The 20,798-nt window shown below is 45.1% G+C and carries 24 protein-coding genes and 2 pseudogenes; 15 read left to right on the top strand and 11 right to left on the bottom strand.

What is annotated here, in order from left to right; translation table 11 throughout:
- Positions 1-327: pseudogene (locus JGK07_RS11975) on the bottom strand (photosystem II D2 protein (photosystem q(a) protein)); the annotation flags it as partial.
- 411 nt (positions 328-738) lie between these two features.
- Here JGK07_RS11975 and JGK07_RS11970 point away from each other — a divergent pair.
- Both JGK07_RS11970 and JGK07_RS11965 read left to right on the top strand, forming a co-directional pair.
- Positions 739-1,011 carry a hypothetical protein gene (locus JGK07_RS11970; protein WP_293157255.1) on the top strand — a complete coding sequence of 91 codons (273 nt, stop codon included), beginning with the start codon at positions 739-741 and terminating at the stop codon, positions 1,009-1,011.
- Complete coding sequence (locus JGK07_RS11965) at positions 1,008-1,706, top strand: ABC transporter ATP-binding protein (RefSeq protein WP_293157252.1); 699 nt, start codon at positions 1,008-1,010, stop codon at positions 1,704-1,706. The genes JGK07_RS11970 and JGK07_RS11965 overlap by 4 nt, the downstream gene beginning before the upstream one ends.
- A gap of 175 nt (positions 1,707-1,881) precedes the next feature.
- Here the strand turns inward: JGK07_RS11965 and JGK07_RS11960 are convergent, their stop codons facing one another.
- Complete coding sequence (locus JGK07_RS11960; RefSeq protein ID WP_293186091.1) at positions 1,882-2,667, bottom strand: DUF4058 family protein; 786 nt, start codon at positions 2,665-2,667, stop codon at positions 1,882-1,884.
- 72 nt (positions 2,668-2,739) lie between these two features.
- On the opposite strand from JGK07_RS11960, the gene JGK07_RS11955 reads away from it, so the two are divergent.
- The 3 genes from JGK07_RS11955 to JGK07_RS11945 all read left to right on the top strand — a co-directional run bounded on the left by JGK07_RS11955 (position 2,740) and on the right by JGK07_RS11945 (position 5,267).
- Positions 2,740-2,937: a helix-turn-helix transcriptional regulator gene (locus tag JGK07_RS11955; RefSeq protein WP_293192738.1), complete on the top strand. Its 198-nt coding sequence runs from the start codon at positions 2,740-2,742 to the stop codon at positions 2,935-2,937.
- A gap of 566 nt (positions 2,938-3,503) precedes the next feature.
- A complete protein-coding gene (locus tag JGK07_RS11950; protein WP_293225797.1) occupies positions 3,504-5,111 on the top strand; it encodes a glycosyltransferase family 39 protein in 1,608 nt (535 codons plus the stop codon).
- A gap of 6 nt (positions 5,112-5,117) precedes the next feature.
- Entirely contained in the window at positions 5,118-5,267 is a 150-nt protein-coding gene (locus JGK07_RS11945; protein ID WP_293198011.1) for a hypothetical protein, read from the top strand.
- 104 nt (positions 5,268-5,371) lie between these two features.
- Here the strand turns inward: JGK07_RS11945 and JGK07_RS11940 are convergent, their stop codons facing one another.
- Positions 5,372-5,614: a hypothetical protein gene (locus tag JGK07_RS11940; RefSeq protein ID WP_293186082.1), complete on the bottom strand. Its 243-nt coding sequence runs from the start codon at positions 5,612-5,614 to the stop codon at positions 5,372-5,374.
- Between the two features lie 129 nt (positions 5,615-5,743).
- On the opposite strand from JGK07_RS11940, the gene JGK07_RS11935 reads away from it, so the two are divergent.
- From JGK07_RS11935 to JGK07_RS11925, 3 genes and pseudogenes are all read left to right on the top strand, one after another.
- A complete protein-coding gene (locus tag JGK07_RS11935) occupies positions 5,744-5,956 on the top strand; it encodes a helix-turn-helix transcriptional regulator (RefSeq protein WP_293225795.1) in 213 nt (70 codons plus the stop codon).
- Positions 5,957-5,976: 20 nt separating this feature from the next.
- Positions 5,977-6,189 (top strand): helix-turn-helix transcriptional regulator, encoded by a 213-nt coding sequence (locus tag JGK07_RS11930; protein ID WP_293186079.1) that lies wholly within the window; start codon positions 5,977-5,979, stop codon positions 6,187-6,189.
- A gap of 20 nt (positions 6,190-6,209) precedes the next feature.
- Positions 6,210-6,299: pseudogene (locus JGK07_RS11925) on the top strand (XRE family transcriptional regulator); the annotation flags it as partial.
- A gap of 39 nt (positions 6,300-6,338) precedes the next feature.
- Here JGK07_RS11925 and JGK07_RS11920 read toward each other — a convergent pair.
- The 6 genes from JGK07_RS11920 to JGK07_RS11895 all read right to left on the bottom strand — a co-directional run bounded on the left by JGK07_RS11920 (position 6,339) and on the right by JGK07_RS11895 (position 10,145).
- Entirely contained in the window at positions 6,339-6,731 is a 393-nt protein-coding gene (locus JGK07_RS11920) for a type II toxin-antitoxin system death-on-curing family toxin (RefSeq protein WP_293186077.1), read from the bottom strand.
- On the bottom strand, positions 6,728-6,952 hold the full coding sequence (locus tag JGK07_RS11915; RefSeq protein ID WP_293186075.1) for an AbrB/MazE/SpoVT family DNA-binding domain-containing protein: 225 nt from the start codon (positions 6,950-6,952) through the stop codon (positions 6,728-6,730). The genes JGK07_RS11920 and JGK07_RS11915 overlap by 4 nt, the downstream gene beginning before the upstream one ends.
- Before the next feature lie 150 nt (positions 6,953-7,102).
- Positions 7,103-7,624 carry a hypothetical protein gene (locus JGK07_RS11910; RefSeq protein ID WP_293186073.1) on the bottom strand — a complete coding sequence of 174 codons (522 nt, stop codon included), beginning with the start codon at positions 7,622-7,624 and terminating at the stop codon, positions 7,103-7,105.
- 335 nt (positions 7,625-7,959) lie between these two features.
- Entirely contained in the window at positions 7,960-8,196 is a 237-nt protein-coding gene (locus JGK07_RS11905) for a hypothetical protein (protein WP_293186071.1), read from the bottom strand.
- A complete protein-coding gene (locus JGK07_RS11900) occupies positions 8,193-8,480 on the bottom strand; it encodes a type II toxin-antitoxin system HigB family toxin (RefSeq protein ID WP_293186069.1) in 288 nt (95 codons plus the stop codon). The genes JGK07_RS11905 and JGK07_RS11900 overlap by 4 nt, the downstream gene beginning before the upstream one ends.
- A gap of 156 nt (positions 8,481-8,636) precedes the next feature.
- A complete protein-coding gene (locus JGK07_RS11895) occupies positions 8,637-10,145 on the bottom strand; it encodes a UbiD family decarboxylase (protein ID WP_293186068.1) in 1,509 nt (502 codons plus the stop codon).
- A 552-nt stretch (positions 10,146-10,697) separates the two neighbouring features.
- On the opposite strand from JGK07_RS11895, the gene pstS reads away from it, so the two are divergent.
- From pstS to pstB, 4 genes are all read left to right on the top strand, one after another.
- On the top strand, positions 10,698-11,726 hold the full coding sequence (pstS, locus tag JGK07_RS11890; protein ID WP_293186066.1) for a phosphate ABC transporter substrate-binding protein PstS: 1,029 nt from the start codon (positions 10,698-10,700) through the stop codon (positions 11,724-11,726).
- A 139-nt stretch (positions 11,727-11,865) separates the two neighbouring features.
- Complete coding sequence (pstC, locus tag JGK07_RS11885; RefSeq protein WP_293186064.1) at positions 11,866-12,867, top strand: phosphate ABC transporter permease subunit PstC; 1,002 nt, start codon at positions 11,866-11,868, stop codon at positions 12,865-12,867.
- Between the two features lie 2 nt (positions 12,868-12,869).
- The gene (gene pstA / locus JGK07_RS11880; protein ID WP_293186063.1) at positions 12,870-13,850 is read left to right on the top strand and encodes a phosphate ABC transporter permease PstA; all 981 of its coding nucleotides are present in this window, start codon (positions 12,870-12,872) and stop codon (positions 13,848-13,850) included.
- Positions 13,851-14,117: 267 nt separating this feature from the next.
- Positions 14,118-14,969: a phosphate ABC transporter ATP-binding protein PstB gene (pstB, locus tag JGK07_RS11875; protein ID WP_293186062.1), complete on the top strand. Its 852-nt coding sequence runs from the start codon at positions 14,118-14,120 to the stop codon at positions 14,967-14,969.
- 444 nt (positions 14,970-15,413) lie between these two features.
- Here the strand turns inward: pstB and JGK07_RS11870 are convergent, their stop codons facing one another.
- Positions 15,414-16,160 (bottom strand): glycosyltransferase family 25 protein, encoded by a 747-nt coding sequence (locus JGK07_RS11870; protein WP_293186060.1) that lies wholly within the window; start codon positions 16,158-16,160, stop codon positions 15,414-15,416.
- Positions 16,161-16,513: 353 nt separating this feature from the next.
- Here JGK07_RS11870 and JGK07_RS11865 point away from each other — a divergent pair, with 353 nt between their 5' ends.
- Together JGK07_RS11865 and JGK07_RS11860 are read left to right on the top strand one after the other, a co-directional pair.
- Positions 16,514-17,785, top strand: coding sequence for an APC family permease (locus JGK07_RS11865; RefSeq protein WP_293225793.1), 1,272 nt, complete (start codon positions 16,514-16,516; stop codon positions 17,783-17,785).
- 42 nt (positions 17,786-17,827) lie between these two features.
- Entirely contained in the window at positions 17,828-19,237 is a 1,410-nt protein-coding gene (locus JGK07_RS11860; RefSeq protein ID WP_293184847.1) for an NYN domain-containing protein, read from the top strand.
- A 14-nt stretch (positions 19,238-19,251) separates the two neighbouring features.
- On the opposite strand, the gene JGK07_RS11855 is transcribed toward JGK07_RS11860, so the two are convergent.
- Positions 19,252-19,464, bottom strand: coding sequence for a hypothetical protein (locus tag JGK07_RS11855; RefSeq protein ID WP_293225789.1), 213 nt, complete (start codon positions 19,462-19,464; stop codon positions 19,252-19,254).
- A 31-nt stretch (positions 19,465-19,495) separates the two neighbouring features.
- Between JGK07_RS11855 and JGK07_RS11850 the strand changes: the two genes are divergently transcribed.
- The gene (locus tag JGK07_RS11850) at positions 19,496-20,203 is read left to right on the top strand and encodes an SDR family oxidoreductase (RefSeq protein WP_293184845.1); all 708 of its coding nucleotides are present in this window, start codon (positions 19,496-19,498) and stop codon (positions 20,201-20,203) included.
- Positions 20,204-20,798 lie beyond the last annotated feature (595 nt).

Genomic DNA, 20,798 nt, shown 5'->3' with positions numbered 1-20,798 from the left:
GCCACCGAGTTGGAACCAGCGGGTGAAGTCCCACTGTGCTTCGGGGCCCCACAGGAACAGCAGGGAGTGTCCGAGGCTGTTGGCTGGGGTGGAGACTGCTACGGTGAGGAAGTTGGCTCCTTCGAGGTAGGAACTTGCCAAACCGTGGGTGTACCAAGAGGTAACGAAGGTGGTGCCGGTTAACCAGCCACCGATTGCCATGTAAGCGCAGGGGAATAGCAGGATGCCAGACCAGCCTACGAAGACGAAACGATCGCGCTTGAGCCAGTCGTCGAGTACATCAAAGATGCCTCTTTCGTTCTCGGCGCGTCCGACTGCGATTGTCATTACGCTAATCTCCAAATAGATATAATTACGACGGATTTGTCTCTAGTCATTATTGCCCAAATGTTGATCTGCTTAACAGAAAATGGGTTGAATTATGAACAGAGTTTACTTTTCTTTACCGTATTTAAGATTATAGGGGTAATTCTTTACAATGGCAAGCATTTCTTCAAGAAGTTCGGGATCTTGACTGGTTCGGGAAGTCCTCTAAGTTCTCGAATAAACCCGGAATCCTTGCCGGCACGGGGACAGCGCCCTTACAGCAAGCGATGTTTTTTACCGCAATACTTTGTTACAGCCCGTCGGAAAAGTAAAAAACCGGGTTTTTTGAGTCTTGATGCGTAAGTCCTGTCCTAAGTCCTGTCCTATATATATACTGAGGGTAGAGTTCCAAACTTAGGTTTTTAAGACTATATGTTCAGCATTGACATGATTGTGAAGAACACGCCCGTCTCGCTGTCGGTGCAGCGGAAATCGGTGGAGGACGCTGAGGCTGTTTACCAGCAGGTTTTAGAGGCAATGCGTAACTCCCAACCGCAAATTTTGGAACTTACTTGTGAGAAAAATACTGAGAAAAAGGTAGCTGTTCTCAGCAGCGAGATTTCTGGGGTGGTGATTTCTCAGAAATCGGGAAGTGCTTCTACGGGAAGAGCACCGGGTTTTGTTTCGATGACTTTGGCAGAATGAGGGCTGGGGGTGTGGGCGCCGATATGGGCCAGTCAGCGGTTGCTGTGCGGGATTTGGGTTTTTGCTGGCCGTCGGGCGATCGAGTTTTGCAAGGTTGCTCTCTGGATGTACCCAAGGGTGAGTTTTGGATGCTTTTGGGTACTAACGGTAGCGGCAAATCTACGCTGCTGAGGCTGATGGCTGGGCTGCTGCACCCCCAATCGGGCGAAATTGATCTGGGCGGGCGCGTGGGTTTTGTGTTCCAAAATCCCGATCACCAGTTGGTAATGCCGACGGTGGGTGCGGATGTGGCTTTTGGTTTGGTTGAGGAAAGGCTTTCTAATCTTCAGGTGCGCCAGAGGGTGGCTGAGGCTTTGGAGGCGGTGAATTTGCTGGATTTACAACGGCGGCCGATTTATGCTTTGAGTGGGGGCCAGAAGCAGCGGATTGCTTTGGCTGGGGCGATCGCCCGTCATTGCGAAATTTTGCTGTTGGATGAACCTACGGCTTTGTTAGATCCTGATTCTCAGTTGGATTTGGTGGCGGCGGTGCAGCGGTTGGTGAAAAATCGCGGGATTACGGCTTTGTGGGTGACTCACCGTTTGGATGAGTTGAATTATTGTGATGGGGCTTTTTTGTTGGAAAAAGGCCAGGTTGTCGATCGGGGAGATCCGGCGCGTTTGAAGCAGCGGTTGATGCAAAGCCAAGATGTTTAGCGATCGAGCAATTTTAGAATATGGTGTCATTAGAATATGGTGTCATTGTTCTTGAAAATATGTTGTCATTGCGAGCGTCTTAGCGAAGCAATCTTTGGGCTCTGCGATTGCTTCGCTAAGAGCTCGCAATGACATTCAAGGACTCGCAATGATATTCAAGGACTCGCAATGACATTCATCGCAATCCTCGATCGCGCAACCAAGCGTCAGCCCAAATTGTATCAGCCTCTGACAGCGCTGGTATGACTTCCCAGTTACGATAATCTATCTTGAGATCGTAACTTGCTACGTCGTAAATTTCAGTGAATAACTCCTGTAAATTGATTACAGGTTCCGTATCACCCGATCGCAGTGGCAAAGGAAAAGCTGGCATCGGGTTCTGCACGTTAAAAGCGTACAAATCTGCTCTGGGGCGGCGATTTCCCCGACACACCAAAACGCTATAGTGACTTTCAATGTCATTACCAATAACTGGCATTTTTTCACCGCGCCGCAATAAATCTATTTCAATTAAATGAGTGCGGCTACCTAAAATCTCTTCTCGCTTTTTTTCGTACATTTGTCGTCCTTTTCCTGTGCGTTTATTGCTAGGCGAGAGAATTTCAATGAGGGTGATTAATTCTTGGTTTCCCCTTTCTCTAATTTCTAAATAGCCTTCCCGAACCTGGTATGGCATGGGAATATTCACTGTTAATGGTTGTGTTGGTGGATCTGCAACGGCTACGTTTGATGTTATTAATTCGGTTGTGGTTCTTGGCTGAATTACGTTTACATCAGGAATGCCAATTGATAAATTGTCGTCAGCGGTTTCATACATTCTCACTTCTACAGACACTAAATACTTAGGACGTAGTTGTGGAGATAACAATCTGGCAATTTCAATAATTAGCCAGTGGTGTAGGGCAGGCCAGAGTTCTGGATGCTCTAAATACGGATCCATACCGGGAAAGGGAGATGGCATTGATTTGACTCCTTGACTTAAGTCTATTTATAGTTTAGCAAGACTTTTTTGGAACAATTAGGGCGATCGCACATTTTGCATTTATTGCCACAGTCCGCCTGGGGTTTGAATCTGACAGAAGTCTCCAAAAGAACAGGTATTCCCTATACCACGATCGTCACCTATGCCAATTCTCCAGGTATGGCAATTGTAGACTATACAGCCTTGGATAAGATGGCTCGGGTGTTCGATATTGCGATCGAGGATTTGGTTGAGATATTAGAACAGTAAACTAATTTTTAGGTGGCAACCTGGAATTAATTCCGTTGCCAGTTATATAATTTGCTCAAGATAACTGTTCAATCTCCGATTCTTCAACTAAATTGATATTGTTTTATTCAGAATCAACACATTTTCCCTCTTCCCTCTGGGTGCATCTCAATGCAAGCGAATATATCCGTAGGGGCGAAGCATGACCGCAGAAAATAGGAGATGATAACTAATAACTTATATGCGGTCATGCTTCTTCAGGCTTCAAAAACCAGATGCACCCTTCCCTCTCTTTAACCAAAACTTTTTCGGTTAACTATTTAATTTTTAATTTTTCTCTATCTCATTCAGCTTTTGGGCGACTAGCTTCCTGACTTATGTAAATATTTTCTGCAATTGGCATAGCATCTCTAGTCCATAGAGGTTGCATGATTTTTTATTGCAGACTAGGATAATGCAATAATGCGCGAATAGCTTCCAGTAGCACTTACGCACCATAGCCAGGTGTAAGTCAACGACAGCGGATTGCCCCTTATTTCACCCTATATGTAGGGGCTGTGCCTAAGTCCTGTTCAAGGAGATATTTAATGAATCGTAATAATTGGCGACTACCTGTAACTGGGCTGCGGTTTTTACTTTTTGTGCTGTTGGTGATGGGCATATTTTTTAGAGTTGTCAATATCGATCGCAAATTCTACTGGTTTGATGAAACTTACACTTCCTTGCGAGTGTCTGGCTACTCAGGGAAATCTGTTCAGGAGCAAGTATTCAATGGGCCAGCAGTCACTAGCCAAGATTTACTGAAATATCAGAGCATTAATAATAAAAATAACGAAATCGATACTATTAAGGGTTTAGCAGCAGAAGAAGGTCAACTGCCACCACTCTATTTTCTGATAGCGCGATTTTGGGCTAAATTGTTTGGAACTAGCGTTACAGCCATGAGAAGCTTGCCTGCTGCGATCAGTTTACTACAGTTTCCCTGCGCTTATTGGCTCTGCCTGGAATTGTTTGAGTCTCCCATGGTGGGATGGGTAGCAATGGCATTGATATCGGTTTCGCCCATCCACGTGCTGTACGCTCAGGAAGCACGACCCTATTCTTTGTTGACTGTGTTAACTTTACTATCCAGTGCGGTTTTGCTGCGGGCTATGCGACTTAAAACTAACCTACAATGGGGAATTTATACAGCAATTACAGTCGTCAGCATTTACACTCATCTTTATGGTTTACTTGTGTTGACAGCACATGGAATCTATCTACTTATAATTGAAAAAGTGCGATTGAGTAAAACCATTTTTTCTTATGCTATCGCCTTTGCAGTCACGCTAATCGCAGGTTTAATCTGGTATTTGACAATCATTTATTGCCGACCTCTGCACGCTAATCCAAGCCTGCTGCAACCAGAACCTAAAATAGCGTTGACATCTTTAATGGCAAGGTGGATCGGGAATAGTAGCAGGATTTTTTTTGATATAAATATTGATGCGATGAGCTCATTCAAAAAGATGCTCCCTGCGATTCCTGTGATTTTATTTTTATTACTTTTAGTGGGATATTCGATTTATTTTGTCTGCCGCCACACTTCCCAACCGATTTACGCTTTCATCTTGGCTTTGATTATTTTTACATCCGTGCCTCTGATGATGGGAGATTTAATTTTAGGTGGACGGCGGCTCTCAGGCTACGCTCGATATCTAATTCCTACTTATCTGGGTTTGCAGTTGGCTGTGGCTTATTTGCTGACTGCGAAAATTACTTCTTCTACTGTTAATACCTGGCGGCAGAAGTTTTGGCAGTTGGTTGCAATAGGAGTGTTTTCGGCTGGAGTCCTGTCTTGCACCCTGAGTTCTCAAGCAGAAGTTTGGTGGAATAAAGGTCTGGATCAAGGCAAATTCACTATTCCTATAGCGCGCATCGTAAATCAAGCTAATTCTCCGCTGTTGATTACTGATACTGCGATCGGTGAACTCATTCCTTTGAGCCGTCGGCTCGATCCGAAAGTGAAAATTCTGTGGGGAGATCGACTTAAGCTTGCTCAGCATCCTAAAAATTACAGCAATTTGTTTGCATTTCTTCCCAGTAAGGAACTCCAAGAGAGGCTTAAAAAAGAATATAAATACAAGTTAAAGCCTGTTTTTCTTAATTCAGAGGTGACTTACGATACGCGGCTTTGGGAACTTATTGATAAGTGAGTGGCTATGGCGCATCTAAGTGCAGTAATCTCAAATGCTGACTTTTTTCATGGGAATTCTCAGGGTATGGCAACTGTAGATTATACGGCTTTGGACAAGATGGCTCGTGGGTTTGAATTTGCGATCGACAATTTAGTCGAAATTCTGGAACAGTAAACTAATTTGTCGATCGCACATTTTGCACTTATTCCAACAGTCCGTCGGGGGTTTAAACCCCCGCCGGAATCTGGCAACAAATGCAAGATATCAGTTCGATCGCATTAAACTTCGATCGGCAATTGCATCGGAATTGGCACGCTGTTTTCATCTAACACAGACACCGCATTCACGAAAACAATTGTATGCGGGACTGCGGGCATTAAGCGGCGCAGTGCGTTTAGGTAAGATTCGGCATCGCGGCGACGGGCGAAGCGGGCGACTGTTAACCGCTGACACTTGGGGAGGTGGCGAATTAGATGCCAAGGTTGAAGTCGATCGCGATATGTCGGTTGTTTTGGTATCATAGGAGTATCCTTCCCACTTTTGTGGGTGGTGAATGAAAGGCGATCGCTCTTGATTTATCAGGTCTGAGGGCGATCGCTATTGACTGTATATTCATACAATTACGACTACTCGTAATTGTCAAGGGCCAAATGGGACGAATTAGACTGCGAGTTCGAGAACTTGCTCAAGAAAGGGGTTGGACTCTCAGGGAAGTCTCCAACAGAACAGGCATTCCATATACTACGATCGCCACCTATGCCAGTTCTGCGGGTATGGCAACTGTAGACTACACGGCATTGGACAAATTAGTCCGTGTATTTGAGATTCCGATCGAGGATTTAGTAGAAATTTTGGAATATTAAACTGATTTGTTAGCGGGAAAATGGGGTTAATTCGGTTGCGGGTTCGAGAACTAGCCCAAGAGAAGGGTTGGACGCTTAAAGAGGTTTCTGAGCGATCGGGCATTCCTTACAGTACCGTTAGAAGTTATGCCCATTCTCCCAAGTTGGCAACTGTCGATTATACGGCTTTGAACAAATTGGCCCGTGCGTTCGATATTGCGATCGAAGATTTGGTTGAGATTTTGGAGGAATAAACTGATTTGTCAGCGGGAATATGGGACGAATTAGGCTGCGAGTTCGGGAATTTGCTCAAGAAAAGGGTTGGAATCTGACAGAAGTCTCCAAAAGAACAGGTATTCCCTATAAAAACCCGCTATGGGAAGACCGTAACTTGCAATATAATTCAATCAACAGACTGAACAGAATTTTCTTCCAACCACTTCGCTAACGTATCCTGGGTTTCCCCATCAGATGCTAAGCGTTCCATTATACCCACAACTTCCATCTCAGGAACCTCAAGAGAATATCCATTTACTTCCAGGAAAGTTGCCATCACAGCAAACGCTGTTCTTTTATTTCCGTCAATAAAGGGGTGATTCTTTGTCAAGCCATAGCCATAGGCTGCTGCTAAATCAAACAAAGTCGGTTCACCATAGCCAAATAGATGCCTCGGTCTGGCTAAACTACCTGAGAGAAGATTGTCGTCTCTAATTCCCGGACTACCCCCATGCTGAGCAATTTGATCTGCATGAATGATTGTTGCTATTTCTTCTCCCATCCAAAATGGTTCGCTCATTTAGCAAGTTCCCGCAGCGCATTTTTATACTTTTCGCTGACTTTCCTATAAGCTTTCATTGCTTTATCGATTTGAGGATTGCAGGTAGTGAGTTGAATTCCATCAGGAGTTTCTGTGAGGAAAAGATTATCTCCCTCACCGATTTTGAGTTGTTGCAATACTTCTTCAGGCAGAGTTATGACTAAAGACTCTCCAACTTTTTGAATTTTGACCGCGTACATAGCATTACCTAAAAAGATTACTTACCTAATATAAACCTATTCGATCGCCCTCATTCCCAGAAACCGGGTTTTTTCCAGCATATTCGCCGCAGTGCAAAGACTCAGAAAAAACCCGGTTTCTCTGCCGCAACGCGTAAGTGTCGATCGCACTTAATTCCGCAAATCCTCAAAATCTCCAAAATCCTCAATTCCGGCACGAATTGCCAAAAGTGCGTGAAGCGTAGCTATCCCGCAGGGAATCGACCCTGCCAATCTTGATGAAAACCCGCTAGTTGATGCTAAAAATTGGGCGATCGCACTTATCAGAGCCTCAATTTCTTTTTCTAAGTTTTCCTGCAACTTCTGTTCCACTTCTAATTCAATTTGCGATCGAAGTTTAGCCTCAATTTCCCGTTCTAATGTTTGGCGTAATCGATATTCCTGTGCTTTTTCCCGTTGTTGTTGTTTTTCGCGATCGATTTCAACTCTTTGCTTAATTGCTTCCTCAGCGATGCGAATATTTTCTTCAATGGGTAAACCTTCAGGAGTAGTCATCGGCCCGTACCATGTCGCTTTTGAATCTGGGGGATTGCGACGACCAAAAAATATCCGAATCGCTTCATCATCATCCCGATGCGATAGGACATAAGCTTTTAATTCGGATCTGCTCATTTCATCAAAGTTCGGTTTCATCCAAAAACCTCCAAAATCCATTACTAGATACGATTACTTGCAGCTCATCACTTACGAAAATATATACTTCTCTGGTTCGAGCATTAAAACGGAATAGTTGAATATCTCGGTAGTAGCTAGAGAACATCTGGCAGACGCGCAGACAGGCTTGGGCTTGTTCGTCAGTAGGATTAATCGATCGTTCCTCAATTGTGACACAAACTTTAGAATATAATATAACTTACGCATAGGAACCCAGAAACCGGGTTTTTACGAGACTAATTCGCGACAGTGCAAAGACTCGGTAAAAACCCGGTTTCTTTGTCGGAGTGCATAAGTCCATGTGAAATAGTAGGTTACGCAACCTCTTCTAACTCAGGAATATGTTCAGCTTCATAGTTTTCAATTAAGACACTAATAACGTCCATCATCGAAGCAAGGGGATGGCTTTCATCCTCGCCGATTCGATCGATTAGACTATCTAGAAGCTCGACTAAATGCTCGTATTCTTCTTCCGTGCAAGGGACAAAAACCGTTTTAGCAATAGATGACCAAGCAGCAATTGTTCGATCGATATCAAGATTTTGCATCATTCTTTCCACCTCTCTTCATCATATTCTGCATGAGTTAATACAGCCCGAATGTAGACTTTGTTCCGATTGTAATGAATAGCAGCAATGAGTCGAACTTTATTTCCTCCTAGGTTGAATACAGTTAATTTCCCTACTCGATCGGCAGACGGAAATAGTTCGCGGAGTTCAACGAAGGTCGCAAATTCATTTTGTTTGACAAGTTTGTACCACTGAACCAAGGCATTTTGTGTATCTGGATGAAGTTTAGCAAACTCATTAAGCCGTTTGCGGGTAATTACGTGCATATTAATTTGCTCATGCCTCCTCCTCTTTAATTCTTGGCGTTTTACTCAGCATGACATATACGCTTTGTGTAATTCCAGTTTATCAAATTCCAGAAAAAAAGGGAGAAATTCTCACTCTCCCCTTCTCCCCGCGCCGGATACGGCATTGCCGTTTCCCTACTTCATCTCATATCCAAACAAATTCGGATCGACTTCACCCAAATTCAAATCAGCCAAACCATACTCAGCCCAACGCCGCTGAACCATCGCCGCCATATCCGGATCGGATTCCAAAGGTTTACCCCATTCGTGCTCGGTTTCTGGCGGCATCTTCGTAGTAGCATCAATCCCCATTCTGCCTCCCAAACCAAGTTTTTCACTAGCAAAATCTAACGTGTCAAAAGGCGTATTCGGCAAGATAAATACATCTCGAACTGGATCGACTTTAGAACTAATTGCCCAGACTACTTGACGCGGGTCGCGAATGTTGATACTTTTATCGACAACAATCACAAACTTGGTGTAAGTAAACTGCGGCAATGCACTCCAAAATGCTAAAGCAGCTCTTCGCGCTTGACCGGGATAAGCTTTATCGATCGAGATAATTGCAGCTTTATAACTCAGCGCTTCCATTGGTAGGAAGAAATCGACAATTTCCGATACTTGTTGCCGCAAAATAGGAGTGTAAATGCGATTCAGCGCGATCGCCATCATAGCCTCTTCTTTCGGTGGCCGCCCGCTAAATGTCGTTAAATAAATCGGATCTTTGCGGTGTGTCATGCAATTGAATCGCACCAGCGGCGAATCTTCCACACCGCCGTAATAACCCATGTGATCGCCAAAAGGCCCGTCGGGTAACACTTCCCCCGGTGTAATCGTTCCTTCTAACACGATTTCCGAGTCTGCGGGTACTTCCAAATCTACTGTTTTGCACTTCGCTAAACTTACGCCGGAACCGCCGTAAAGTCCGGCAAATAACCATTCGGATAAATCTACAGGAATTGGGGTTGCTGCGGCTAGGATGATCAGTGGGTCAACTCCCAGGGCGATCGCAACTTCCAACTTTTTACCAGCTTGTGCAGCTTTCCGCAAGTGCCGCGCGCCGCCCCGCACCGATAACCAGTGTACAGTCATCGTGTTTTTTGACTGCAACTGCAACCGGTAAACGCCCACATTCGGCGTACCCGTTTCGCAATCCTTGGTAATTACCAAACCGAGGGTGATAATTTTGCCCGCATCTCCCGGATAGGGGCGAATCATCGGGATTTTGTTCAAATCGACGCCTTCTCCCTCAAATACCACTTGCTGACAAGCTGGGAAGAAGTCGCGGCCTGGTTTGGCTTTCACTACGTCGAACAGCACTTTGCCAAATTCGATCGCTTGGGAAATCTTTTTCGGCGGTTTGGGCTGTTGTAGCATACCTAATTTTTTGCCGAGTTCTTCAAGTTCGATCGGCTTTTCCATGTTCATCGCCCAGCAAACCCGTTCTTCCGTGCCCAACAGGTTAATGGCGACGGGGAATTCTGCCCCTTTGACGTTCTCAAACAGCAATCCGGGGCCGCCTTTGACTAGCATTTGATTGGAAATTTCGGCAATTTCTAGGTCGGAATCGACTAAAGCGCTGATCCGGCGCAGTTGTCCTCTGTCTTCTAGCAGTTTGAGGAAGCCTCGCAAGTCTCTAGCCATTTTTTTAAGATTTGTTAACGTTATCTATTTATTATGATGGCCGTCGGGCTGTTTGGGATCGAGTCGCAAATGCGCGGAAAGTACGCACGGTGTCCCCAAATGGTAGCTATCCCGTCAGGAATTGTCCAAAGGTATGTAGTTGCGCTTCAGGGCTCTTTGATATAGAAAAGAGCGCCCAAGCGCAACAACGTACCTCAAAATTAACCCGTATCAGAATGCCAGTTGCATCCAGGATGGTCGAAATTTCAAATTTTGTGACATTGAACTGCGATCGACACCTAAAGTTAAGAAAATAATAAGGACGATCGAAGAGCGATCCTCTTCCATGGCTTCGCTAACGCTACTTCCTAATCTTTTTAATCTAATGTTAACCAGAGATTAAGGAAAGATTATTGTTATTGCTCTCATTTTTGAATCATAAAAAGCTTAACCTAACTTTAATCATAATTTAAAACAAGCTTATTATAGTAGCTGTTTTTACTGGGAAATTCAGTCTATCCTAGGTCATAGATTTGCAAAGTCTGCTATCTAATTATTTAAGGACGAGGAGTTATGGTTTTCTTCACTAAAGGCTGGCGACGTGGCTTTATCGTTACCCTAGCAGTAGCAACATTTTCCCTAAGTTTGATTACTTCCGCTGTAGCTGCGGTAACATTAAACGGTTCGGGAGCAACTTTCCCTAAACCTTTGTACGATCGCTACTTCTCTCAGATGAGAAGCGCAAATCAAATTACTGTAAACTACGAAGGTACAGGATCCGGCGCTGGTATCAAAGCATTAATTGCAGGTACTGTGGATTTCGCAGGCAGCGACGCGCTGATGACTTCTGCACAAATCTCTCAGGTAAGCCGTGGCGTCATGGCAATTCCGACAGCCGGCGGCGCGGTTGCAGTTGTCTATAACTTGCCCGGAGTTAACAATGTCAGGCTGAGTGCCGATGCCATGAAAGGCATCTTTGAAGGCAAAATTACCCGCTGGAATGATGCGAAAATCGCAGGGATTTCTGGACAAGCTAAAAATTTGCCAAATACTGCCATTCGAGTAGTTGTGCGGGCAGACAGCAGCGGTACTAGCTTTATTTTTAGCAACCACTTGCAGGCTATTGGCAGCAGCATCAAGGGTGCCGCTCAACCGAGTTGGCCCGGTGGCCCCCTCAGCGGCCAAGGAAACCCCGGCGTAGCAGGTTTGGTGAAACAAACACCCGGTGCAATTGGCTACGTTCAAGATACTTTTGCTCGACAAAACAAGCTGCAAACAGCGTTTATTCAAAATAAAGCTGGCAGATTTGTAGATGCTAACTTGGCAGAAGCCGAAAAAGCTTTAGCAGGGGAAACATACCCGGCAGACTTCCGCTTGGTTGAAGGAAATCCTAATGATGGATATCCGATTGTTGGCTTGACTTGGTTGTTAATCTACAAACAGTATCCTGCTGCGAAAGCAGATGCTATTAAAAAGATGGTTAATTGGGTGATGACTACAGGTCAAGGTTTGAACAAACAATTAGAGTTTACCTCGATTCCGCAAGCTACAGCTCAAAAGGTGATTCAAACAGTGAATCAGAGTGTGGTTGCTAAAGGTTAATTCAAATATTTTCAGGGAGTTATGAGTTTTGAGTTAATTGTATGGCTCAAAACTCATACGTTGCATTTATTTAAGGTGCAGGCACTATGCTATCTATTTCATTAATCAAAGATTTCGCTGTTTACGCCATAACTTGGGTATGACCAATTCTTCAAAGAAACCGAAAAAATTGACTCAGAAGTCTGCTGGAATCACCACCCACCTAGACTTGACTGATACGAAGGGTGAAGGTTTATGGCTGGAGTCGGGATTTACAGGATTTGTATGGGCTTTTGCTATAGCCACGGCGGGTACGCTGTTCTGGATGAGCGAGATAATTTTTAAGGATGCTTGGCCGGCTATTAGCAAATTTGGATTGGAGTTTTTGTGGAATCCCAAATGGGATATCGGTGAGTTGCAGTTTGGGGCTCTGCCGTTTATTTACGGTACGGTAGTTAGTTCTGCGATCGCCATTATCATAGCAATTCCTCTAGGACTTGCAGTCGCGATCGTTACCAGCGAGAACTTTTTGCCTGCTTGGGTGCGATCGCCATTAGGATTCATGGTTGAATTAATCTCAGCCATTCCCAGCGTCATCGTTGGCCTGTGGGGCATCTTCGTCTTAATTCCCTTCCTGCTGCCTTTACAGCAGTCGCTGTTCAACAATTTTAGCTGGTTTCCCCTATTCAGCAGCGAACCTTTTGGGCCGGGAATGCTGCCCGCCGGCATACTTTTATCGATTATGATTTTGCCCACAGTCGCCGCCATCAGCCGCGATGTCTTGCTGTCGGTTCCCGTAGATTTGCGAAGTGCTTCAATGTCACTGGGCGCTACCCGCTGGGAAACCATATTTAAGCTGTTATTACCAGCAGCAAGTTCAGGAATTATCGGAGCTACTATCTTGGCATTGGGACGCGCATTAGGCGAAACAATGGCAGTCACAATGGTAATCGGCAACTCGATTCAAATCAACCAATCTATATTAGCTCCCGGCTACTCAATCCCCGCTGTTTTAGCAAGTCAATTTCGGGAAGCTCAAGAAGAACTGCACATCGGCTCTTTAATGTATTTAGCCCTAATTCTATTTGTGATCACCCTATTGGTGAACGCAGTCGCAGTATTGCTGGTGCAGCTAATCGGCGTTAAGGGAGCTAAGAATTAACCATGACTCAAACACAAAAGTCCCACAATATTCTAGATGTAGAAATCAACAATTCGCTGTCGCTGAGCCGAAATTTGTTCAGCCGGGGAATGACAGTTATTGCATTCTCCCTCACAGGTCTGGCTCTGCTGCCTTTGTTCGCTATTTTGTACAAAATTTTGGGCGAAGGACTGACACATTTAAGCTGGGAAGTGCTAGTGTCTCTGCCCGCACCCGTCGGAGTTGAAGACCAGCCCAACGGCTTTGCAAATGCGATTCTTGGTACAGCTTTAATGGTAGGAATTGCCACATTATTGAGCGTGCCAATCGGCGTAATGACCGGAATATTTCTGTCAGAGTTTGGCAGAGACAATAAAGCTATAGCAAATACTATCCGCTTTATCACCGTCATTCTAAGTAGCGTTCCCTCAATTGTTGTCGGCGTGTTTGCTTACGCTTTAATTGTTGTGACAACTAAGTCATTCTCAGGATTGGCCGGCGGTTTCGCGCTGGGGATTATCATGCTGCCGGTTGTAGCGCTGACAACAGAACAAGCATTAAAATTAGTGCCTGCTTCTTACCGCCTCGCTTCTGCTGGTTTGGGAGGCGGACGCTTTCAAACAATGTTTCGGATTATTATTCCCTCAGCACTTCCAACTATTACCACAGGCATTTTACTCGCAGCTTCCCGCGCCGCCGGCGAAACTGCACCGCTAATCGTAACTGCCTTGTCCAGCCAATTTTGGCCTCCTTTAGTTGAGAAATTGGGCGAGATAGTTCAGTCTCCCGTCGGCGCAGAAACCATGGCAAAAATCCAAGAAATTCCCGAGACACTGCTAACTCCGACTCCTTCTATGTCTGTATTAATATACAGTTACGCCAGCTCTCCTTACAAGGAGCAGAACGAATTGGCGTGGACTGCTGCTTCTGTCCTTTTGGGTATGGTTTTGCTCACCAGCTTAGCTTCTCGTGCCGTCACTCGCAAACGCTTGCAAAATCGGTAAATTGCTTGAGAAGGAAGTTCGGCAACCGTATGGGATGTAATGTATTTAACGGATTAATGTTAGACAAGATTGCATTCATTCTCTTTCCTCTCTTCAAAATATCTGCGTTTATCTCTGTTTATCTGCCTTAAATCTGCGGTTTATGTATCAATATATCCGTGATTTACGAAACAAGTGCATAGATAGAACACCTAACTAAATAAAGCCATCAGGCCATATTCTGCATCTACTAAAAATCTACTGCTCACACTAGAAAAACTCCAAATAATGAAATCCAAAAGTAACTTAAAAGCTGAAAAATATAGCGACCAATTCCTCGAAGATACGACTCCTGAAATCGACCCCAATGCTATGCCAGCATTGCGGGTTCAGGACTTGAGCTTTTACTACGGCACTCACAAAGTTCTCGAAAATCTATCGATGAATATCCCTCACCCGCAAGTGACGGCGATTATCGGCCCTTCAGGTTGTGGCAAATCAACTTTTCTGAAAGCTCTCAACCGCATCGGCGAATTGGAGGGAAAAGTTCAAATCAAAGGCAGGGTTGAGTTTTTTGGACAGGATATTTACAGTCCTAAGGTAAATATTAATAGTTTGCGCCGCCAAATTGGCATGGTGTTTCAAAGACCGAATCCTTTTCCGCTGAGCATTTACGATAACATTGCTTACGGAGTCCGCATTTTTGGTCGAAAAAGCAAAGCAGAGTTAGACGAAATTGTGGAATCTGCCCTGAAAAGTGCGGCGCTTTGGGATGAGGTGAAAGATAATTTGAAGAAGTCGGCTCAGGGAATTTCGGGCGGACAGCAACAGCGACTTTGTATTGCTCGCGCTTTGGCTGTTAAACCGAAAATTTTACTGATGGATGAGCCTTGTTCTGCTCTCGATCCGATTTCTACTATGAAGATTGAGGAGTTGTTTCAAACTCTGCGGGAACAGTTAACTGTGGTGATTGTAACGCACAATATGCAGCAGGCGGCTCGGGTTTCTGATTATACGGCTTTCTTTAATACTGATGAAAGTCGCATCGGCCGCTTGGTGGAATTTGGGCCGACAAGCCGGATTTTCACTTCTGCCAGTAATTCTAGTACGAGGGATTACATTCAAGGTCGCTTCGGTTGATACTTAAATTGGAGCATCTCTGTTTTGGATGGGAGCATCTCATTTTTGTAAAAAGCATTTTTTATTATAGTGCTGTCCCCGCTCGCGTAGTGTAAAATACGCGAGCGGGGACAGCACTATAATAAATGCAAAACTGAGATGCTTCCGTTTTGCATTTTATAGTGCGAGTTCGCAATTTTTCGCTTGCTTTTATTATCTGGCAAGCATTTGCGAACTCACACTAAAAGAAAAAATACTTTTTGCAAAAGTGAGATGCAGTATACCCCTATTCTGGAAGCACTCCCGAAAAACAACAGGTTTCTCGGTACTTGTGCGGATATTCAACTAGCTGTAAATAGCTACAATTGATGTTATTGAAGCTCTCACTTCTCCTCGCTACTCCAAGACAACAGTAACCAATGGCCAGCTTGGTCGAGCAATTTAATTAGATTTTCAAACCTCCATTTACTTGTTGGACAACCAAACCTTAGCGCCACGGGCGGCATTTGCCACATCGCGGACTAAGGGTACGTAGTCATACCAGGCACTCGCATTGATGTCGCTGCGAGAACTGCGTTGCCAGCCTAAATTTGGTTCTGCAATCAGCGTCGTGATATCTGGGTTTTGGGCACGGAAGGTCGAATAGGCGCCGTCTACGTGCATGGGCCCGCCATCGGGATGTCCGCTGGGACGCTGTTGCACTTGTTCTAGAAAAGCTATCAGCCGATCGAGAATTTGTCCGTTTACACCATAGAAATGGGTGGTTTGAATCGCCCGAGTGTATGGTTTTAACAGCACTGCTGCTTCGGACGATCGCCCATTCGGATCTACCTTGGGTAAATTACTATCCGTCAAATAATGCCCCAAGTAGACCATCCCCCAATCCTGCCCTTGCAGTTGTTCGATTAACGCCGATTGCTGAGCGATTAGGGTTGGAGAAATTGCTAAATCATCTTCCATGACCAAAACGTTGGACAAGTTTTGCTGTCTGGCGTGTTTCAAAATGCTCAAGTGGCTCAGGAAGCAGCCCCACGCTCCGATACTAGGGAATTCACCCGCCGTCTCTGGACGACTCGCTGGGAAAATCTCAACACTATTAGTTGCCAAGGAAATCCCCACATTGGCAAGTTCCTTGGTAATGTCACGGCGGCGATCCTGGCGCTCTGGCAAATTCACCACGTAAGTCCGTTCAAAAAAATCCGTCAGTTTCATAAATTATGATTCTGTTAACCGTTACTATGATGTCGGACATCTTTACATATCCTAAACGCTAAGTACAAAATATCTTGTTCACCACAAGCGATCAACGGTGATTTCCTACATGATTCCCAAGTAAAATCACCACGACAATGCTGGAATGATGAGCTATTTTATACCAAAAATTATGACGTTTAAAAGTTTTGCAGCCACCCAAATTGTTCGCAAGGCTTACAGATAACTATTAAGTTTGGTAACGAGCCATTCAGAAAGAAACCCGGTTTCCGAACCCCGCAGGAAAGTCCTGAACAATAAGCATGATGGTGTCTCCAGGCACATATTTGTATTAAACTAACCCTAGTGTAATTATGTCTCCCTCTCTGTTAAAGCGAGAATTAGGTGTTTTCGGTGCAACTCTCATGGGCCTCGGCTCGATTGTGGGCACGGGAGTATTTGTGAGTATCGGGATAGCTACGGAAATTGCGGGGCCGGGAGTGATTTGGGCTGTGACTGTTGCTGCTTTAGTTGCTGTTTGCAATGGTCTTAACAGCGCTCAGTTGGCGGCGAATCATCCTGTTAGCGGCGGAACTTATGAATATGGTTACAAATATCTCAATCCTTGGCTGGGTTTTACTGCCGGCTGGATGTTTCTGGTAGCTAAAACTGCTTCTGCTGCTACTGCTGCTTTGGGTTTTGCGGGGTATTTTTTAAGTGCACTTGGTGTAGCCGATCGCACTTATCTCATCCTAACGGCATTAATTGCCCTGGCCGCCCTAACTTTAATTGTCTTGACCGGCATCAGGCGATCGAATATCGCGAATACTGCCATAGTCTCAGTTACACTTTTATCTCTGACTGTCTTTATTGCTGCGGGCTTGCCAGAGGTCAGGTGGGAAATGCCGACGCTACAGAACGATAGCGCGATCGGCTCCATCCTCCACGCCACGGCCCTGATGTTTGTCGCCTACACCGGTTACGGTCGCATCGCCACCATGGGCGAGGAAGTGCGGGAACCGAGCAAAACCATTCCCAAAGCCATAATTTTCAGTTTAGTGCTGACAATGGTGCTTTACGTGGCGGTAGCGGTAGTTGTTGCAGGTGCGGGCGGAGCCGATAAATTGTCCCTGCAAGCAGCAACCACTGCTGCACCCTTGGAAGTCATCGCCCGCAGTTTTCCAATTCCCGGAGTTTCGCAACTGCTAGCCATCGGCGCAATTACCGCCATGCTGGGAGTGCTACTAAACTTAATTTTAGGGCTGTCGCGCGTCTGGCTGGCGATGGGGCGGCGCTTAGATATGCCGAGAGTGTTGGCGCGACTGAATCCTGCGGGGACAACGCCTTATGTCGCTGTGGTGGTTGTGGAAGTTACGATCGCACTTTTAATCCTCATCTTTGATGTCAAAACCACCTGGTCGTTCAGTGCCTTTAGCGTTTTGATCTACTACGCTATCACCAACGCAGCCGCCCTACAACTTTCGCCCGCCGAAAGGCTTTACCCGCAATGGTTGGCTTGGGTGGGCTTGGCTGCGTGTTTGTTTCTAGCTTTCTGGGTGGAGAGGGAAATTTGGCTGACAGGACTCGGGTTAATTGGGGCCGGTTTAATTTGGCGGGCGATCGTCCGGCTCCTAGCGAGAAACTAACACTATGATAGATTGAGACACCATCCCGCATTGTAGAGGGCCATGCCCGATCGAACTCCCTTGCTGGCGACTCAAGAATCAGTCGCAGTCAGCGCCATCAGTCGTTATATCGCTCAAACACTAATATCCATCCAGGAAAAGCATCCCGAATGGATAGCTGAAAAATACAGGAAAACCCCCTGGGCCAAACCTGCTTTTCAGTCAGTTTTGATTGGAAAATTAACAAAAAATTTTAAAGTAGCCAGCGATACAGATTTGCTGCTGCTGACGGCAAAAAAATATCTCCAAATTCTGCTGGTTCCCGAATTCATCAATTCACCTCAATTCAGCAAATTATTTGCCAAAATTCAGCAGCTAGCCGTACCCCAAACACCACCAGCCCAATCACAAAACTCAGTTTCAGCAAAACCTCCAACTCCCACCGCCCACCAAACAAATTCGCTTCCTGTCGGCATTGCTATCTTGCTGCTAGATGTCGAAAACTTGCAACTCAACATCGAAACCGAAAAATTCCTCGAAGGAATTTCTCACTATCCCATCCAAATCAAAGTAGCCTTTGCCAACTGGCGCAGCATGGGCAAAAAAGATGCCGAATTTCACCAGCGCGGCTATCAACTGATTCACGTTCCCCCCGGCAAAGACAGCGCCGACTTGAAAATGGCAACAGTAGGCGCCTCAATTTTCGTACATTATCCCACAGCCAAGGAGATTTTTGTCTGTTCGTCCGATCGCGCCCTCACCCACCTCAGCAACACACTGCAAGCCCACGGACTAACCGTCTTTCAAGTCCGCAAGCAAATAGATAAAATCATAATTTTAAACAGCAAAACCGGACAAATGGAAACCTATTCCCTCGTAACAGTACCGGAAATTACACCTGTAGAACAATTAGTTATTCAGCTAAAAGAATTAATTAAAAAAGAGCAACAACGTACCTCATCTCAGTGGATAAAAATTTCTACACTTTCAGCTTTGTATCGGGAAAATTACGGCTTAGTCCTCAATCAAGTTGTTGCCAATCATTCCTTAGGTACTAAAACTAGGGATATATTTCTCAAATATCCCACAGATTTCGTTCTCCACAAACCCTCAGAAGCATCTCAAACTTATGTCACTCTTTTTGAAGTTAAATTATCGCCCCCACCCCCAATACTCAACAAAGAAAATCTCAATCACAACCAAGCAGCATCAGCAAGTTTGACAGATATCAATTCCTTAGAAGATTTGGAAAAAGCTCTGGTCAAAATAGTTGGCGACTTAACCGACAACTCTCCTCACAATTCTGTATTTCTCTCAAATGTTGGCAGCGAATTTCACAAACAATACGGCAAACAAATCACCCAAATAATTAAAGAGTTTAATCTCGGTAGAAAGTTTCCTAAATTTTTGCAATCTTGCACTTCTCTGGAATTAAAAAAAACCGAAAAAGGTTGGCAAGTTTCCCTAAATTAATTATTGGTTATTGGTTATTGGTTATTGGTTATTTGTTTTCCATGCCCAATTGCCAATTCCCAATTCCCAATTCCCAATTCCCAATTCCCCATTCCCAATTCCCAATTCCCAATTGCCAATTCCCAATTGCCAATTCCCAATTGCCAATTCCCAATTCCCCATGCCCCATGCCCCATTCCCCATCCCTCCGCTTCGCTTCGCCCAATTCCCATAACTTGAGTTATCATACAATCTGGACGTAAAGAAATGTAAAGGGATATGCAGGACAAAGTTGTAGTTGTGGTGGGTGCGACTGGCGGCATCGGTTCAGCAGTAGCCCGAAAACTCGCCGACGCGGGTGCGACGCTAGTGCTCGCCGCCAGAGACAGCACCAAATTAGACGCTTTAGCCAGCGAAATTTCGACAACAGAGGTACTGTGTGTACCGACAGATATCACCGATTTGTCGCAAGTCGAGACGCTGATGCAGAAAGCTGCGGGGCATTTCGGGCAAATTGATGCCCTCGTAAACGCTGCCGGTGCGGGAATTCTCAAGCAGTGGAACAAGTTAGAACCCGCTGATTTAGATGCGATGCTTGACTTGAACTTGAAAGGCAGTTTTTACACATCTCAAGCAGCCGCAAATGTGATGAAAGACCGCAAATCCGGTCACATCTGCAATGTCATCGGGATTTTGGGCAAGCATTCGATGGCGATGGGAACGGCCTATTGTGCTTCAAAGTTTGGGGTAGTTGGTTTTAGCAAGTGCATGGCAGATGAGCTGCGACGCTACGGCATTAAGTTTACGCTATTCTATTTTGGTGGGGTGGATTCTCCGTTTTGGGATAATGTGAGTTTGAAGGTAGATAGGTCAAAAATGCTGAGTACCGAAACCGCTGCCAATGCAATTATGTTTGCTCTTGCTTCTGACCCGCAAGCTGTGCCACTAGAAATTAATATTCAGCCAGAAAGTCATTTGTTCTTTTAGTAATTTGTTTGGTGTTCCACACGCAAAAAATGAGTTTGTATGGTGCTTTCATAGCACTGATTTACCCAACTCGATACTTCCCAGATTTTAGAAAAAAGTTCAATCTTCGAGATTTATCTGTGGAGTAAATCTCATGGCTGATTCCTTCTAGTATCCCACAGACGATTTACCAGAAATAATTGGTTGAAAGCCTCTGGGTTTGGCGTAAAAATTAAAATTAGAGGATTCATTACTCCAATCTTCAGGCTTTCAGGTAGAGGTTGCCCTCTGGCTGTCCCAGGTCAACTGTCAACTGTCAACTGTCAACTGAATGAAGTAGTAGGGTGCGTCAGTCACTTCTGGTTCCCCACCTGAAAATTAGACTAATCGCTGACGCACCCTACAATATCGCAAGCGATCGCTCGTACTGTCCCAGGTCAACTGTCAACTGTCAACTGTCAAAGTCATCCCAAACACCGCCTTTCTTTTAAGTGCCGATGTATTTCTGCCTTCAGAGGGAGCTAAGATATTCAATTTTTGGGTTATTATTAAGCGATTAGACAAAAAAACAATGAAAAATCTCCATTTCTCAGTCTCTCCCTTGCCATTTAACCGT

The organism is Microcoleus sp. PH2017_24_DOB_U_A (genome assembly GCF_020738205.1).
GTDB lineage: Bacteria > Cyanobacteriota > Cyanobacteriia > Cyanobacteriales > Microcoleaceae > Microcoleus.
The sequence above is the reverse complement of the archived record's forward strand: the minus strand, read 5'-3'. Positions and strand labels throughout refer to the sequence as shown.

Coding starts and splice junctions, on each gene's coding strand:
- JGK07_RS11970 (WP_293157255.1), top strand. CDS start 739: ATGTTCAGCATTGACATGATTGTGAAGAACACGCCCGTCTCGCTGTCG.
- JGK07_RS11965 (WP_293157252.1), top strand. CDS start 1,008: ATGAGGGCTGGGGGTGTGGGCGCCGATATGGGCCAGTCAGCGGTTGCT.
- JGK07_RS11960 (WP_293186091.1), bottom strand. CDS start 2,667: ATGCCATCTCCCTTTCCCGGTATGGATCCGTATTTAGAGCATCCAGAA.
- JGK07_RS11950 (WP_293225797.1), top strand. CDS start 3,504: ATGAATCGTAATAATTGGCGACTACCTGTAACTGGGCTGCGGTTTTTA.
- JGK07_RS11945 (WP_293198011.1), top strand. CDS start 5,118: ATGGCGCATCTAAGTGCAGTAATCTCAAATGCTGACTTTTTTCATGGG.
- JGK07_RS11940 (WP_293186082.1), bottom strand. CDS start 5,614: ATGATACCAAAACAACCGACATATCGCGATCGACTTCAACCTTGGCAT.
- JGK07_RS11935 (WP_293225795.1), top strand. CDS start 5,744: ATGGGACGAATTAGACTGCGAGTTCGAGAACTTGCTCAAGAAAGGGGT.
- JGK07_RS11930 (WP_293186079.1), top strand. CDS start 5,977: ATGGGGTTAATTCGGTTGCGGGTTCGAGAACTAGCCCAAGAGAAGGGT.
- JGK07_RS11920 (WP_293186077.1), bottom strand. CDS start 6,731: ATGAGCGAACCATTTTGGATGGGAGAAGAAATAGCAACAATCATTCAT.
- JGK07_RS11915 (WP_293186075.1), bottom strand. CDS start 6,952: ATGTACGCGGTCAAAATTCAAAAAGTTGGAGAGTCTTTAGTCATAACT.
- JGK07_RS11910 (WP_293186073.1), bottom strand. CDS start 7,624: ATGAAACCGAACTTTGATGAAATGAGCAGATCCGAATTAAAAGCTTAT.
- JGK07_RS11905 (WP_293186071.1), bottom strand. CDS start 8,196: ATGATGCAAAATCTTGATATCGATCGAACAATTGCTGCTTGGTCATCT.
- JGK07_RS11900 (WP_293186069.1), bottom strand. CDS start 8,480: ATGCACGTAATTACCCGCAAACGGCTTAATGAGTTTGCTAAACTTCAT.
- JGK07_RS11895 (WP_293186068.1), bottom strand. CDS start 10,145: ATGGCTAGAGACTTGCGAGGCTTCCTCAAACTGCTAGAAGACAGAGGA.
- pstS (WP_293186066.1), top strand. CDS start 10,698: ATGGTTTTCTTCACTAAAGGCTGGCGACGTGGCTTTATCGTTACCCTA.
- pstC (WP_293186064.1), top strand. CDS start 11,866: ATGACCAATTCTTCAAAGAAACCGAAAAAATTGACTCAGAAGTCTGCT.
- pstA (WP_293186063.1), top strand. CDS start 12,870: ATGACTCAAACACAAAAGTCCCACAATATTCTAGATGTAGAAATCAAC.
- pstB (WP_293186062.1), top strand. CDS start 14,118: ATGAAATCCAAAAGTAACTTAAAAGCTGAAAAATATAGCGACCAATTC.
- JGK07_RS11870 (WP_293186060.1), bottom strand. CDS start 16,160: ATGAAACTGACGGATTTTTTTGAACGGACTTACGTGGTGAATTTGCCA.
- JGK07_RS11865 (WP_293225793.1), top strand. CDS start 16,514: ATGTCTCCCTCTCTGTTAAAGCGAGAATTAGGTGTTTTCGGTGCAACT.
- JGK07_RS11860 (WP_293184847.1), top strand. CDS start 17,828: ATGCCCGATCGAACTCCCTTGCTGGCGACTCAAGAATCAGTCGCAGTC.
- JGK07_RS11855 (WP_293225789.1), bottom strand. CDS start 19,464: ATGATAACTCAAGTTATGGGAATTGGGCGAAGCGAAGCGGAGGGATGG.
- JGK07_RS11850 (WP_293184845.1), top strand. CDS start 19,496: ATGCAGGACAAAGTTGTAGTTGTGGTGGGTGCGACTGGCGGCATCGGT.